Genomic DNA, 14,069 nt, shown 5'->3' on the forward strand with positions numbered 1-14,069 from the left:
ACTCGCGACCTCAACCTTGGCAAGGTTGCGCTCTACCAACTGAGCTATTCCCGCATTCAAAACTGCTGTGATACTTCTGCTTTCTCTTCGCTGCTGCTGGAGCAGCGCTGAGAGATGCGAATTATAAGGATTTATCAGGCACTGTCAACACTTCAGACATCAATTTTTTTCCCGGAAAACTCCTTGGCGGCCATCCTCAGGTAATAAACCATTGACCACAAAGTCAAAATCACCGCCACCACCATGAAGGCATTGCCCAAAATTAATGTCGAAACCCCCGGCAGCAGCGGGCCGGCATACAGTAACAGCAGGATGGCCACCATTTGCGCGGCGGTTTTCAGCTTGCCGATATAGGCCACCGCCACGCTTTTGCGAGTCCCCATCTCCGCCATCCATTCGCGCAGCGCGGAGATGGCGATCTCGCGGCCGATGATGATCATCGCCATCCAGCCCTCGGTGCGCCCCATCTGCACCAGCAGGATCAAGGCCGCGGCGACGATCAGCTTGTCCGCCACCGGGTCCAGGAAGGCGCCGAAGGCCGAGGTCTGGCCCAGCTTGCGCGCCAGATAGCCATCCAGCCAGTCGGTGATGGCAGCCAAGGCAAAGATGGCGGCGCCCACCTGGTTACGGCTTTGCAGCAGCAGCACGGAATCCGGCAAAAAGAAGACCGCTACGCAGATGGGGATCAGGGCAACCCTGAGCCAGGTCAGGAATATCGGCAAATTGAAGGGCATCGGTGTCAGTAATCTTATTGTTTGCGGCCCGGTCAAAAACTGCGCGTCGGCCCCGAGCCACAACGAAACGCACAGCGGTGGTTACAGTGTATAAACGATGGCGCGCCGGCAATCAATGCAGGGCGTTGTAAATCTTCTCAGCCAGGGTGCGGCTGATGCCGTCCACCTGGGCCAGGTCGTCCATGCTGGCGGCGGCCACGCCACGCAAGCCGCCAAAACGCATCAACAACTGCTGCCGGCGCTTGGCGCCCACGCCTGGAATCTCCTCCAACGTGGACGCGGTGCGCGCCTTGGCGCGCCGCGCGCGGTGGCCGGTGATGGCGAAGCGATGGGCCTCGTCGCGCACCGTCTGGATCAGATGCAGCGCCGGATGGTCCTGCCGCAGCTGCAGGCTCTTGTCCAGATACGGCAGGATCAAGGTCTCCAGGCCCGGCTTGCGTTCCTCGCCCTTGGCGATGCCGACGATGGGCAGATTCAGGCCGATTTCGGCGAATACTTCCAAGGCCACGCCCACCTGCCCCTTGCCGCCATCTATGAACACCGCGTCCGGCAGCCTGCCATCGCCCGCCGCCAGCTTGCCATAGCGACGTGACAAAACTTCGCGCATCGCAGCGTAATCGTCGCCGGGCTTGGCGGTTTCGATATTGTAGCGTCGGTATTCTCCGGGCTGCATCGCGCCCTTGTCATAGATCACACAGGAAGCCACCGTGGCTTCGCCCATGGTATGGCTGATGTCGAAGCATTCGAAGCGGCCGGCCCCTTCCAGTTCCAGCACCTCGTTGAGCTGGGACAGCCGCTGATTCTGGGTGGCCTTGCTGCTCAAGCGCTGCATGATGGCCAGCGTCGCGTTCTTCTCCGCCATTTCCAGCCACACCCGTCGCTCGCCGATGGGGTTGCTGGCGATGGCCAGCTTGCGCTCGGCCTGTTGCTCCAGATGCTGGCGCAGAGTCTCGGAGATGTCGCCATTGATCAGGATGGCCGGCGGCAAGGGCGCGCCCAGATAATGCTGGGCCAGGAAGGCTTCCAGGCTGTCCGCCAATTCGCCCTCCTCGCCGCTGACCGGGAAGAAGCTCTTGTCGCCCAGATGCCGGCCGCCGCGTATCATCACCAGATTGACGCAGAGCATGCCTTCCTGCTGCACCGCGGCCACCACATCGCAATCCTGCTGGCTGGAGTTGCTGGACACGAACTGTTTTTCCTGCACCCGCGCCAAGGCCTGGATCTGATCGCGCAGTTCCGCCGCCTGCTCAAACTCCATCGCCTCCGCCGCCGTCATCATGCGCTGGGTCAGTCCATCTATCAGCTCGCTCTGACGGCCTTGCAGAAAGGCCACCGCGCTGGCGACGTCGCCGGCGTAGTCCTCCTTGGAGATGTGATCGACACAGGGACCGGAGCAGCGCTTGATCTGGTACAGCAGACAGGGACGGGAGCGGTTGGCGAACACCGCGTCCTCGCAGGTGCGCAGCCGGAATACCTTTTGCAGGATCTGGATGCTCTCGCGCACCGCGTAGCCATTGGGATAAGGACCGAAATACTGGTTCGGCCGCTTCGGGTCGCCGCGGTAATAGGCCATCTGCGGGAAGTCGTGACCGCTCAGCATCAGATAAGGATAGGACTTGTCGTCGCGGAACAGAATGTTGTAACGCGGTGTCAGCGCCTTGATCAGATTGTTTTCCAGGATCAGCGCCTCGGCCTCCGAGCGCGTGACCGTGGTTTCGATGCTGGCGATCTGGCGCACCATCAGTTGAATGCGCGGCGACTGGTCGTTCTTCTGGAAATAGGAACTGACCCGCCGCTTCAGATCAATGGCCTTGCCGACATAAAGCACGCTGCCCGACGCATCGAACATCCGATACACGCCGGGCAGATTGGGCAGGGAGGCCAGAACCGCCTTGTAGTCAAAAGCCGTTTTCGACACTTATTTTCCGCACCAGGTTTGCACATTGGACTGCGCCTGGGCAATCAACTCATTGCGCTGGGCATCGGTGGCCAGCGCATTGGAGCCCGGCATGCGGATGCGGCCGTTCTGCTGCAGCGAGGCCAGCTGATCGCGCGCGCCCTTGCAGTTCTGCTCGCGTATCTTGGCGTTGGCGGCGGCAATCTTGGCGTTCTCCGCCGATACCTTGGCATTCTCGGAATCGACATCCTTTCCGCCCGCCTTCTTCGCCTCTTTCGCCGGCGCGGAAGCCGGCGCCGGCTGCGCCGGAGTGTTCAGCCGGCGCGCATTGACATGCGGCGGCGGCTGGTCGGAGTACACCGTCTTGCCGGCCTCGTCCTTCCACACATAGACCGCCGCGCTGGCGGCGGAAGACGCCAGCAAAGCCAGCAAAAACGTCCATACTAAGGTTGACTTCATCATCGACTCCCTGGGCCCGAATGCGCTGCGGATACTCAAATTGTAAGGCCTGCGCGGCCAGCGGGCAAAAAGGTAACAGGGTTGGCGGCGGAAAACCCGTTTTTTTGCAATAACGACAATGCCTCGGTATAATGCCGCTTTGCCGCAAAGGAAACGCCAAGATGCGTATCATCGAGAAAGCCTATACTTTCGACGACGTTCTCCTCGTCCCGGCCCACTCCGAAGTTCTGCCGCGCGACGTAGTCCTCTCCACCCAGCTTACCCGCAACATCACCCTGAAACTGCCCTTGGTGTCCGCCGCCATGGACACGGTGACCGAAGCCCGTCTGGCCATTGCCATGGCCCAGGAAGGCGGCATCGGCATCGTGCACAAGAACATGAGCGCCGCGCAACAAGCCAGCGAAGTGTCCAAGGTGAAACGCCATGAAAGCGGCGTGGTCAAGGATCCGATCACCATCGCCCCGGACATGCTGGTGCGCGACTTGGTGCTGCTGACCCGCCATCACAAGATTTCCGGTCTGCCGGTGATCGAAAACGGCAAGGTGGTCGGCATCGTCACCAACCGCGACCTGCGCTTCGAGACCCGCCTCGACCAGACCGTCGGCTCCATCATGACCCCGCGCGAGCGCCTGATCACCGTCAAGGAAGGCGCCAGCATCGACGAAGCCCGCGACCTGATGCACGCCCACCGCCTGGAGCGTGTGCTGGTGATCAACGACGCCTGGGAGCTGAAGGGTCTGATCACGGTCAAGGACATCATCAAGACCAGCGAACACCCCAACGCCAACAAGGATAACCAAGGCCGCCTGCGCGTGGGCGCCGCGGTCGGCACCGGCGGCGACACCGAAGAGCGCGTTGCCGCTCTGGTGAAGGCCGGCGTGGACGTGATCGTGGTCGACACCGCCCATGGCCACAGCCAGGGCGTGATCGAGCGCGTGCGCTGGGTCAAGCAGCAGTTCCCGCAAGTGGACGTGATCGGCGGCAACATCGCCACCGCCGCCGCCGCGCTGGCGCTGGTTGAAGCCGGCGCCGACGGCGTCAAGGTCGGCATCGGCCCCGGCTCCATCTGCACCACCCGCATCGTGGCCGGCGTGGGCGTGCCGCAGCTGACCGCCATCCACAATGTGTCCGAAGCGCTGAAGGGCACCGGCGTGCCGATGATCGCCGATGGCGGCATCCGCTTCTCCGGCGATATTTCCAAGGCGCTGGCCGCCGGCGGCAACTGCGTGATGCTGGGCGGCATGTTCGCCGGCACCGAGGAAGCCCCGGGCGAAGTCGAGCTGTTCCAGGGCCGTTCCTACAAGTCCTACCGCGGCATGGGCAGCCTGGGCGCGATGAGCCAGGGTTCGTCCGACCGCTACTTCCAGGACAACGAGGGCAATGTGGAAAAACTGGTGCCGGAAGGCATCGAAGGCCGCGTGCCGTACAAGGGCTCCATCGCCCAGGTGATCCACCAATTGGTGGGCGGCCTGCGTTCCTCGATGGGCTACCTCGGCTGCGCCACCATCGCCGCCATGCACGAAAAAGCGGAGTTCGTGGAAATCACTTCCGCCGGCATCCAGGAATCCCACGTCCACGACGTGCAGATCACCAAGGAAGCGCCGAACTACCACGTGTCCCGTTAAGGCCCCACGTCGTCAGGCATCCTTTACGGCAAAACCCGCGCCAAACGGCGCGGGTTTTTTCATGGCTGAACCACCAGCGCGCTCAGAACGTGTTTACGATCTCGCGAGCTAAGGCGAGACAAGGCGAAAACGGGCGAAAACGGGCGAAAAAGCGGAATGTACACGTGGTACATGAGCATTTTGAGCTTGGTTTCAACGCCCATTTCTATCCACCCCGCCGACGCGCAGCAGATCGTAGACAGGTTCTCAGACCAGCGACAACATCAGCCGAGTGCGCAAGGCGGTGGGCGGATTGTCGTAAGGCGAATTCAAATACTCCTCCACGCACGGCACCTCGCCGAGCGCGCGCCCGCTGCCGGGCAGCCAGTGCCGGTACAGCCAGGACCAGGCCGTGGACAGCTCCGCGTACGGTCCCAGATGCGTCACGCAAGCGTACTCTCCGGCGGGAATCTCCCCCCACTCAAACCCATCCGGCAGCGGCCGGTCCTGCCAGGAATCCGGCACCGTCACGCAGGCGATGGAGCGCAGCTTGGCCTCCTCCGTCTGTTCCGTATCATCCAGATACATCCCGAACACGCGACCTGGCTCGTCGCCAACCGCGCTCCCCGGGCTGATGGCCTGCAAAGCGCCGAAGGCCTGGCCAATCTCCATATAACTGCCGATATGGCGGCGCATCAGCACCCTCAGCCCCTTATCCTGCTTGAGCAATGTCACTTCATGCATAACGGTCTCCCAGTCTTGCCTAGAAATGAACGCTCTGCGCTGGCGATAGCGGCCCGGGCTCTCGCCGTAAGCCCTGGCGAAGGCCCGGACGAAGGCCGCGGTGCCGCCGTAGCCGGCGCGCGCCGCCACCCTCGACAAAGGCAGCGAGCCGCCGTCCAACTGCCCGGCCGCGCGATGCAGCAACAGCCGCTGCCGGGTCTCTCCCACCGTTTCGGCCATCAGGCCGCGGTACACGCGGTGAAAGTGAAAGGGCGACAAGCAAGCCTCCTCCGCCAACCTTTCCAGCGGCACCGGCCCATCCAGATGGCGCCACAGGTAGTTCAGCGCCCGCAGCATCCGCCACAAATACGGCGAATCCGGGCCGCCGTTACGATAGAGCGTTCTCATGAAGTGAGCTTATCCCGCATCGATTGATTCGTTTTGCTGAGTTGGCTGTTGCAACAGCAACCATTGCATGCGCTGGCACAGCTCCACCACGTAGTCCCACACCACGCGGTAGCGCAGCGTGCGGCGGATGTCGCTGCGGCCGCTGATCCAGTAAGAACGGATGATGCGCAGTTCCGGCAATAGCTGGCGCAGCCGCGCGTCGTCGTAGGTCAGATAATACGGTAGCACCGCGATGCCACCGTCGGCCAGCGCCGCCTGCTGCTGGCCCACCACGCTGGTGCAGCGCAGATGGATCAAGGGATTGCGGCACAGGCCGCGATGGAACATCAGCTCGCGCGAGAACAGCAGATCGTCGACATAGCCGACGATGGGATGCCCGGCCAGGTCCTCGCGTTCGCGGATCGGCGCATGCGCGTCCAGATAGGCCGGCGTCGCGTACAGGCCCAGGCAGTAATCGGTCAGCTTGCGCGTCACCACCATATTGGCCTGCGGCCGCTCCAGCGCGATGGCGATGTCCACCTCGCGGTTGGTGATGCTGACGAAGCGCGGCACCGACACCAGGTCGATCTCCAGCGCCGGATAGCGCGCCATCAGCCGCGGCAGATGCCGCGCCAGGAACAGCGAGCCCAAACCCTCCGGCGCGCCCAGCCGCACCAGGCCGGCCACCTCCACATGACCCACCCGCGCCTCGTCCTGCATCCGCGACGCGGTGTTTTCCAGCTGCTCGGCCAGAGGCAGCAACTGTCGGCCGGCCGCGGTCAATTGATAGCCATCCGGCTGCTGCACGAACAGCGGCTGGCCCAGCTGCCGCTCCAACTGCTCGATATGCCGCGCCACCGTCGCATGCGTGGTGCGCAGCTGCCGCGCCGCCGCCAACAGCTTGCCGCTGCGCTGCAAGGCCAGAAAATAACGGATGTCGTTCCAGTCGAACATCAAGCCCTCCCCCGCGTTTATGGTGCGCTTGCACACAATGATGACAAGCTTCAACTGCACCACTGTTAGAAAACTAACAGCAGTTGTTCCACTCTGGCTATTCCCAGGCCGGCCCGGCTTGATCTTATATGGTGGCGATACAGACGTCATAGGAAAGCGCGGCATGCAGGCATTGGCGGACACATTCGACTACATCATCGTCGGCGCGGGCAGCGCCGGCTGCCTGCTGGCCAACCGCCTGTCGGCCAATCCGCGACACCGCGTGCTGTTGCTGGAAGCCGGCGGCGAGGACAACTATCCGTGGATACACATCCCGGTCGGCTATCTCTACTGCATCGGCAATCCCCGCACCGACTGGTGCCTGCGCACCACGCCCGAGGCCGGCCTGGGCGGCCGCAGCCTCAACTACCCGCGCGGCAAGGTGCTGGGCGGCTGCTCCTCGATCAACGGCATGATCTATATGCGCGGCCAGGCCGCGGACTACGACGGCTGGGCGGCGCAGGGCTGCCCCGGCTGGAGCTGGGACCAGGTGCTGCCGGACTTCCTGCGCATGGAGGACCACTTCGACAGCGCCCGCGCCCAACACGGCCACGGCGGCGAATGGCGGGTGGAACGGCAGCGGCTGTCCTGGGCGATCCTGGACGCCTTCCGCGACGCGGCGGAGCAGAGCGGCATCGCCCCGGTGGACGATTTCAACGGCGGCGACAACGCCGGCTGCGGCTATTTCGAAGTCAACCAGCGCGGCGGACTGCGCTGGAACACCGCCAAGGCCTTTTTACGCCCGGTGCGCCAACGCCCCAACCTCACCGTGCTGACCCATGCCGAGGCGGAAACCCTGCTGCTGGAGGACGGCCGCGCCACCGGTATTGCATTCCTGCAACAGAGGCAGCGCTGGCAGGCGCGCTGTCGCGGCGAAATCATCCTGGCCGCCGGCGCCGTAGGTTCCCCGCTTTTGTTGCAGCGCAGCGGCATCGGCCCGGCCGCGCTGCTGCAACAGCACGGCGTCGCCGTGCGTCATGCCTTGGCAGGCGTCGGCGCCAATCTGCAAGACCATCTGCAACTGCGCATGGTGTTCAAGGTCAGCGGCGCGCGCACGCTCAACCAGTTGGCCAATAGCTGGAGCGGCAAGCTGGCCATGGGTTGGGAATACCTGTGGCGGCGCAGCGGCCCGCTGGCGATGGCGCCCAGCCAGCTAGGCGCGTTTGCCGCATCCGGCCCGGAACAGACGCGCGCCAACCTGGAATACCATGTGCAGCCGCTGTCGCTGGAACGCTTCGGCGAGCCGCTGCACCCCTTTCCCGCCTTCACCGCCTCGGTGTGCGACCTGCGCCCGCTCAGCCGCGGCCGGGTCGCCATCGGCGGCGCCGGCCTGGACGCCGCGCCGCTGATCCAGCCCAACTACCTCAGCCACCCGCGGGATCTCGCCGTCGCGGTGGCCGCGCAGCGGCTGACCCGGCGCATCGTCGCCGCGCCGGCGCTGGCGCGTTACCAGCCGGAAGAATACCTGCCCGGACCCGCCGCCCAGAGCGACGCGGAACTGGCCGCCGCCGCCGGCCGCATCGGCACTACCATTTTCCACCCGGTCGGCACCTGCAAAATGGGACAGGATACCGAGGCGGTGGTCGATGCCAGACTGCGCGTTCACGGACTATCCGGACTGAGAGTGGCGGACGCCTCCATCATGCCCGCCATCACCTCGGGCAATACCAACTCGCCCACGCTGATGATCGCGGAAAAAGCCGCCCGCATGATTTTGCAAGACCGCGCCGCGCCGGACTGAGCGCCGCGCGGCATCGGAATCCACCCAAACAGAGGAAGCCCACTTCCCGCCCCACAACTTGTCGCAAAGCCACACCAAGAGGAGACAGCACCATGAGCAGCACCCTGACGCCCGCCGCCACGGCGGGACACACGATCAGCGGCTCCGAGCGCAAAGTGATCTTCGCCTCGTCGCTGGGCACCGTTTTCGAGTGGTACGATTTTTTCCTGTACGGCGCGTTGGCGGCGGTGATCAGCAAGCAGTTCTTCGCCGGCGTCAATGACACCACCGCCTTCATCTTCGCCTTGATGACCTTCGCCGCCGGCTTCCTGGTGCGCCCGTTCGGCGCGCTGCTGTTCGGCCGGCTGGGCGATATGATAGGCCGCAAATACACCTTCCTCGCCACCATCCTGATCATGGGCGTGTCCACCTTCCTGGTGGGCCTGCTGCCCGGCTACGCCAGCATAGGCATCGCCGCGCCCATCCTGCTGGTGCTGCTGCGCATGCTGCAGGGCCTGGCGATAGGCGGCGAATACGGCGGCGCGGCCATCTACGTGGCCGAACACGCGCCGGACCACAAGCGCGGCGCCTACACCAGCTGGATCCAGGTCACCGCCACCGCCGGCCTGCTGCTGTCGCTGCTGGTGATCCTGGCCTGCCGCAAGCTCACCGGCCCGGCCTTCAACGAATGGGGCTGGCGCCTGCCCTTCCTGCTGTCGCTGGTGCTGCTGGCCATCTCCACCTGGATCCGGCTGTCGATGCACGAATCGCCGGCCTTCCTGAAAATGAAGGCCGAGGGCAAGCACTCCAAGGCGCCGCTGACCGAATCCTTCACCAACTGGCAAAACCTGCGCATCGTGCTCACCGCGCTGTTCGGCATCAATGGCGGCCAGGCGGTCACCTTCTACTGCGCGCAGTTCTACTCGCTGTTCTTCCTCACCCAGATCCTCAAGGTCGATTCGCAGATCGCCACCCAGCTGCTGGTGGTGTCGCTGCTGATCGCCGCGCCGCTATTCCTCTACTTCGGCTACCTGTCCGACCGCATCGGCCGCAAGCCGGTGATGCTGACCGGCCTGCTGCTGGCGGCGCTGCTGACCTTTCCCGCCTTCAAATGGCTGACCGCCTACGCCAGCCCGGACATCGCCCACGCCGCGCGCCAGGCGCCGGTGGTGGTGGTGGCCGACCCGGCCAGCTGCCGCTTCCAGTTCGACCCGGTGGGCAAGGCCAAGCTCAGCACCAGCTGCGACCAGGCCAAGGCCCTGCTGGCCAAGAACGGCGTGCCCTATCAGCGCCAGGCGGCGCCCGCCGGCGGCGAAACCCAGATCAAGGTGGGCGAACAGACGCTGACCGGCTTCGACAAGGCCGCGCTGCTGGCCGCGCTGAAGCAGGCCGGCTACCCGGACAAGGCCGACCCGGACAAGATCAACTACCCGATGGTGGTGGCGGTGCTGGTGCTGCTCAGCCTGATCGCCGCCATGGTCTACGGCCCTCTGGCCGCCACCATGGTGGAGCTGTTCCCCACCCGCATCCGCTACACCTCGATGTCGCTGCCCTACCACATCGGCAACGGCTGGATAGGCGGCCTGTTCCCCACCGTGGCGTTCTCACTGGTGGTCTACACCGGCGACATCCTCTACGGCCTGTGGTATCCGGTCATCGTCTACAGCGTCAGCTTCATCGTCTGCCTGTTGGGCTTGAAGGAGACGCACCGCGCCGACATCCATCAATAAGCCCCTTCCCATCCGCACGGCGAACCTCCCGGTTCGCCGTGTTTCTGGGTAGACTGGGGCTTTCGTCCCAACCACCCGCGCCGCCATGCCGATTCAACGCCTCAGCCAGTCCGAAACCCTGACCCTCAATCGCCACCGCCATCATCTGCGTCGCTGGGGCCCGCGCGACGCGCCGCTCTTGGTGCTGCTGCACGGCTGGATGGACAGCTCGGCCACCTTCCAATTCCTGGTGGACGCGCTGCCGGACGGCTGGCAAGTGGCGGCACCGGACTGGCGCGGCTTTGGCGACAGCGACTGGAACGACGGCAGCTACTACTTCCCCGACTACCTGGCCGATCTCGACGCGCTGCTGGACGCGCTGTCGCCGCAACAGCCGGTCAAGCTGCTGGGCCACAGCATGGGCGCGATGATCGCCGGCATCTACGCCGGCATCCGTCCCGAACGCATAGAAAAGCTGGTGCTGGCCGAAGGCTTCGGCCTGGCCGCCACCAAGCCGGCGGAAGCGCCTGGCCGCTATGCGCGCTGGCTGCGCGAAACCCGCGCCGCGCCGGAGTTCGGCGATTTGCAGTCACTGGACGCCGTCGCCGCCAAGCTGTTGGAACGCAACCCCAGGCTGACGCCGGAGCGCGCCCAATGGCTGGCGCGCGAACTGACCCGCCAGCGCGACGACGGCCTCTACTACCGCGCCGATCCACGCCACAAAATGGTCAACCCGGTGCTGTACCGGCTGGAAGAAGCGATGGCTTGCTGGCAGCGCATCAGCGCGCCGGTGCTGTGGGCGCTGGGCGGCGACACCGACGACCACCCGCTGGCCAAGAGCGTGGCCGCCAGCATGGCGCAGCGGCGCGCCTGTTTCGCCCAACTCCAGGAAACCGTGATTGCCGACGCCGGCCACATGCTGCAATGGGAACAGCCGGCAGCGCTGGCCGTGGCGGTCCACGCGTTTTTCAGTCAGTCCCAATGAAAAAGCGCGGCCAAGCCGCGCTTTTCATGGCACACATACCGAATCAAACACCTAGATAACGCCGCTCCAGGTGCGCCTTGAAATGCGCCGGGTTCAGCGTCTCGCCGGTGGCGCGCCGCACCAGTTCGTCCGTGCTCCAGCGGCTGCCCTGGCTCCAGATATTGGCGTTCAGCCAATTGAAGATGGGCTCCAGATTGCCGGCCGCCACCTGCGCGTCCAGCTCCGGCTCGGCGCGGCGCAGGCTGGCGAAATACTGCGCCGCGTACATCGCGCCCAGCGTGTAGCTGGGGAAATAGCCAAAACCGCCGTCGGTCCAGTGGATGTCCTGCATGCAGCCGTTGGTGTAATTGCCGCGGGTGTCCACGCCCAGATAGGCCATCATCTTCTCGTCCCACAGCGCCGGGATGTCCTCGGCCTCGATCTCGCCGTCCATCAACGCGCGCTCGATCTCGAAACGCAGGATCACATGCGCCGGATAGCACAGCTCGTCCGCGTCCACGCGGATGTAGCCCGGCTGCACCCGGCTGTACAAGCGTTGCAGATTCTCCAGCGCAAACGCCGGCTGCTCGCCGAAATGGCTGCGGATCAACGGCGCGATCAACTGCAGGAAGGCCGGGCTGCGGCCCAGCTGCATCTCGAAGGACAAACTCTGGCTTTCATGGATGCCCATGGAGCGCGCGCGGCCCAGCGGCTGCTCCAGCCAGTCCTTGGGCAGGTTCTGCTCGTAACGGGCGTGGCCGGTTTCATGAACAATGCCCATCAGGCTCTGGACGAAATCATCGTCGCGGTAGCGGGTGGTGATGCGCACGTCTTCCGGCACCCCGCCGCAGAAGGGATGGCTGCTGACATCCAGCCGGCCGCCGTCGAAGTCGAAGCGCAGCAGCTTCATCGCCTCCACGCCCAAGGCGCGCTGCTGCGCTACCTCGAACGGCCCCACCGGCTCGATCACCGTTTCCGACGCCTGCTTGGCGCGCGCGCGTTCGATCAGGCCCGGCAGCCAGGACTTCACCTCGGTGAAAATGCGCTCGATCTCCGCGCTCTTCATCCCCGGCTCGTACTTGTCCATCAGCGCGTCGTAACGGCTGCCGCCATTGGCCTCGGCCAGCAAGCGGCCCTCCTCGCGCGACAGCTTGACCACCTCGCGCAGGTTTTCCAGAAAGCCCTTCCAGTCATTGGCCGGACGCTGGCTGCGCCAGGCGTGCTCGCAGCGCGCGCCGGCCAGGGTCTTGGCCTCCACCAGTTCCGCCGGCAGCAGATTGGCCTGCGCCCATTCGCGGCGCATCTCGCGCAGATTGGCGCGTTGCAGCTCGTCCAGGTTTTCCTGCTCCGCCGCGTCCAGCTGTTCCTTCAGTTGCGGCGCGGTGATGATGCCGTGGGTCAGCACCCCCAACTCCGCCAGCGCGGCGGCGCGGGCGTCATTGCCCTTGCTCGGCATCATCGCCGCCTGGTCCCAGCCGGCGATGGCGCCGAGGTGATTAAAGCGGTGCAGGCGGGCGAAAGTGTGGGTCAATGCCTGGTAGGCGGATGTGTGCGTCATCTTGTCTCCTCATCTAGTCGTAAAAGCATGATGCCATCAGACTATTTGATCTGACAACTTCCGCCACAAAACCCGCCAAAGCCGCGTATTGACAAGGATTTTGATTTTGTACATTATCAATATCCCATGACTAGCATGAGGTAAGATCATGCCATCCATCGCAGCCCAACTCTTCCTCGCCTATCAGGACCGCGACTGGGAGCGCGCGCGCCGCCTGCTGCGCGACGACGCCGTGATGCTGTGGCATTGCAGCGGCGAGTGCTTCCGCGGCGCGGACGCCATCGTCCACGTCAACCGCGTTTATCCGGAGGGCTGGAACATACGCCTGCTGCAAGACAATCTGCTGACCGACAGCCGCTGGCACGTGGTGACGCAGGTGGACCACGGCACGGCGCGCTACTTCGCCAATTCCCTGTTCACGCTGGAACACGGGCTGATCAGCCAGATCGAGGAATACTGGGCCAGCGCCGAAGCGCCGCCGGCCTGGCGCGCGGGCTTGCCGGGCCGGGCCAGGCTGGAAGCCGCGCAGCCGGCTTGAGGCCGCCGGCAAGATGCGAAAGATCGTCAGCAGGAACCCTAAGCAAAGGAGACACCATGACCATGACTTTTGAGACCTACATCGCCATCCAGAGCCACACCCCTGAGCACTCGGCCCCCATCAGCTTCGCCAAGGGTGCCCCGCTGCTGGTCGGCGAAAGATATGAAGGCCCGGAAGGCTGGGAGAATTGGTACTTTTGCGAGACACCGGGGCAAGCCGCAGGAGGCTGGGTGCCCGGTCAACTGATCGAATACATCGACGGCAAAGCGCTAGCCCGTGACAGTTACTCCGCACAGGAATTGGATATCCAAGCGGGCGAGCGGCTGCTCGGCTCCAAAACCTTGAATGGCTGGCTATGGTGTCGCCGGCAAGATGGCGAGGCATTCGGCTGGGTGCCGCTCAATATCCTGAGACTGCAGTGAGAAGCCGGGCTCCGCGATAAACAGCCCCATTCGCAGAAACGCCCGCCTGGCGTCAAGCCTCGATGGTGCTGGCTTGCCATCCAAGCAGCCGTCCATTAGCTTGGCCTAGGGGTGCAAGCTGCCGTACGGCCTAGCCGTACCGACTTTGGCATGTGGGTCGGGTTCCAAACGACAGTCTTGTGTCCCAAATCTCCCCCACCCCGCCGCCTTGACCCCTCCCACCTCTGCCGCCACAATAGCGCGGTGCCGGCCGAATACCGGCACTGGGATTGGAACCCCATTCTTCCAAGACGAACTTTGGCCGCACGCGGCCATATTTGTTCGTGCAGTCTGCGTGCGCCCAAAAGGCGGGAGCGGACTG

Annotated in this window: 12 protein-coding genes; 6 read left to right on the top strand and 6 right to left on the bottom strand. The window is 64.4% G+C overall.

The window, feature by feature from the left end:
- Positions 1-152: 152 nt before the first annotated feature.
- From pgsA to ACE3QM_RS18390, 3 genes are all read right to left on the bottom strand, one after another.
- Entirely contained in the window at positions 153-734 is a 582-nt protein-coding gene (gene pgsA, locus ACE3QM_RS18380; RefSeq protein WP_048412018.1) for a CDP-diacylglycerol--glycerol-3-phosphate 3-phosphatidyltransferase, read from the bottom strand.
- A gap of 112 nt (positions 735-846) precedes the next feature.
- Positions 847-2,652: an excinuclease ABC subunit UvrC gene (gene uvrC, locus ACE3QM_RS18385; protein WP_374423901.1), complete on the bottom strand. Its 1,806-nt coding sequence runs from the start codon at positions 2,650-2,652 to the stop codon at positions 847-849.
- Positions 2,653-3,090: a DUF4124 domain-containing protein gene (locus ACE3QM_RS18390; RefSeq protein ID WP_053074592.1), complete on the bottom strand. Its 438-nt coding sequence runs from the start codon at positions 3,088-3,090 to the stop codon at positions 2,653-2,655.
- A gap of 161 nt (positions 3,091-3,251) precedes the next feature.
- Here ACE3QM_RS18390 and guaB point away from each other — a divergent pair, with 161 nt between their 5' ends.
- Positions 3,252-4,715, top strand: coding sequence for an IMP dehydrogenase (guaB, locus tag ACE3QM_RS18395; RefSeq protein ID WP_374423903.1), 1,464 nt, complete (start codon positions 3,252-3,254; stop codon positions 4,713-4,715).
- 246 nt (positions 4,716-4,961) lie between these two features.
- Here the strand turns inward: guaB and ACE3QM_RS18400 are convergent, their stop codons facing one another.
- Together ACE3QM_RS18400 and ACE3QM_RS18405 are read right to left on the bottom strand one after the other, a co-directional pair.
- A complete protein-coding gene (locus ACE3QM_RS18400) occupies positions 4,962-5,825 on the bottom strand; it encodes a GyrI-like domain-containing protein (RefSeq protein WP_374423905.1) in 864 nt (287 codons plus the stop codon).
- Positions 5,826-5,834: 9 nt separating this feature from the next.
- Entirely contained in the window at positions 5,835-6,758 is a 924-nt protein-coding gene (locus tag ACE3QM_RS18405) for a LysR family transcriptional regulator (RefSeq protein ID WP_231463368.1), read from the bottom strand.
- Positions 6,759-6,921: 163 nt separating this feature from the next.
- Between ACE3QM_RS18405 and ACE3QM_RS18410 the strand changes: the two genes are divergently transcribed.
- The 3 genes from ACE3QM_RS18410 (at position 6,922) to ACE3QM_RS18420 (ending at position 11,211) form a co-directional block, all read left to right on the top strand.
- The gene (locus tag ACE3QM_RS18410; RefSeq protein ID WP_374423908.1) at positions 6,922-8,538 is read left to right on the top strand and encodes a GMC family oxidoreductase; all 1,617 of its coding nucleotides are present in this window, start codon (positions 6,922-6,924) and stop codon (positions 8,536-8,538) included.
- 92 nt (positions 8,539-8,630) lie between these two features.
- Complete coding sequence (locus ACE3QM_RS18415; protein ID WP_374423910.1) at positions 8,631-10,247, top strand: MFS transporter; 1,617 nt, start codon at positions 8,631-8,633, stop codon at positions 10,245-10,247.
- Positions 10,248-10,332: 85 nt separating this feature from the next.
- The gene (locus ACE3QM_RS18420; RefSeq protein WP_374423912.1) at positions 10,333-11,211 is read left to right on the top strand and encodes an alpha/beta fold hydrolase; all 879 of its coding nucleotides are present in this window, start codon (positions 10,333-10,335) and stop codon (positions 11,209-11,211) included.
- Positions 11,212-11,254: 43 nt separating this feature from the next.
- Here the strand turns inward: ACE3QM_RS18420 and ACE3QM_RS18425 are convergent, their stop codons facing one another.
- A complete protein-coding gene (locus ACE3QM_RS18425; RefSeq protein WP_374423914.1) occupies positions 11,255-12,748 on the bottom strand; it encodes a carboxypeptidase M32 in 1,494 nt (497 codons plus the stop codon).
- Between the two features lie 148 nt (positions 12,749-12,896).
- Between ACE3QM_RS18425 and ACE3QM_RS18430 the strand changes: the two genes are divergently transcribed.
- Both ACE3QM_RS18430 and ACE3QM_RS18435 read left to right on the top strand, forming a co-directional pair.
- Complete coding sequence (locus ACE3QM_RS18430; protein WP_374423916.1) at positions 12,897-13,286, top strand: hypothetical protein; 390 nt, start codon at positions 12,897-12,899, stop codon at positions 13,284-13,286.
- A 56-nt stretch (positions 13,287-13,342) separates the two neighbouring features.
- Positions 13,343-13,708: an SH3 domain-containing protein gene (locus ACE3QM_RS18435; protein WP_374423918.1), complete on the top strand. Its 366-nt coding sequence runs from the start codon at positions 13,343-13,345 to the stop codon at positions 13,706-13,708.
- Positions 13,709-14,069: the final 361 nt, after the last annotated feature.

It is taken from the genome of Chromobacterium sp. (assembly GCF_041912965.1).
Lineage (GTDB): Bacteria > Pseudomonadota > Gammaproteobacteria > Burkholderiales > Chromobacteriaceae > Chromobacterium > Chromobacterium aquaticum.

What these genes read in the sequence shown, in the direction of transcription:
- ACE3QM_RS18400 (WP_374423905.1), bottom strand. Translation starts at nt 5,825, where the DNA reads ATGAGAACGCTCTATCGTAACGGCGGCCCGGATTCGCCGTATTTGTGG.
- ACE3QM_RS18410 (WP_374423908.1), top strand. Translation starts at nt 6,922, where the DNA reads ATGCAGGCATTGGCGGACACATTCGACTACATCATCGTCGGCGCGGGC.
- pgsA (WP_048412018.1), bottom strand. Translation starts at nt 734, where the DNA reads ATGCCCTTCAATTTGCCGATATTCCTGACCTGGCTCAGGGTTGCCCTG.
- guaB (WP_374423903.1), top strand. Translation starts at nt 3,252, where the DNA reads ATGCGTATCATCGAGAAAGCCTATACTTTCGACGACGTTCTCCTCGTC.
- ACE3QM_RS18425 (WP_374423914.1), bottom strand. Translation starts at nt 12,748, where the DNA reads ATGACGCACACATCCGCCTACCAGGCATTGACCCACACTTTCGCCCGC.
- ACE3QM_RS18405 (WP_231463368.1), bottom strand. Translation starts at nt 6,758, where the DNA reads ATGTTCGACTGGAACGACATCCGTTATTTTCTGGCCTTGCAGCGCAGC.
- ACE3QM_RS18390 (WP_053074592.1), bottom strand. Translation starts at nt 3,090, where the DNA reads ATGAAGTCAACCTTAGTATGGACGTTTTTGCTGGCTTTGCTGGCGTCT.
- ACE3QM_RS18430 (WP_374423916.1), top strand. Translation starts at nt 12,897, where the DNA reads ATGCCATCCATCGCAGCCCAACTCTTCCTCGCCTATCAGGACCGCGAC.
- ACE3QM_RS18435 (WP_374423918.1), top strand. Translation starts at nt 13,343, where the DNA reads ATGACCATGACTTTTGAGACCTACATCGCCATCCAGAGCCACACCCCT.
- ACE3QM_RS18420 (WP_374423912.1), top strand. Translation starts at nt 10,333, where the DNA reads ATGCCGATTCAACGCCTCAGCCAGTCCGAAACCCTGACCCTCAATCGC.
- ACE3QM_RS18415 (WP_374423910.1), top strand. Translation starts at nt 8,631, where the DNA reads ATGAGCAGCACCCTGACGCCCGCCGCCACGGCGGGACACACGATCAGC.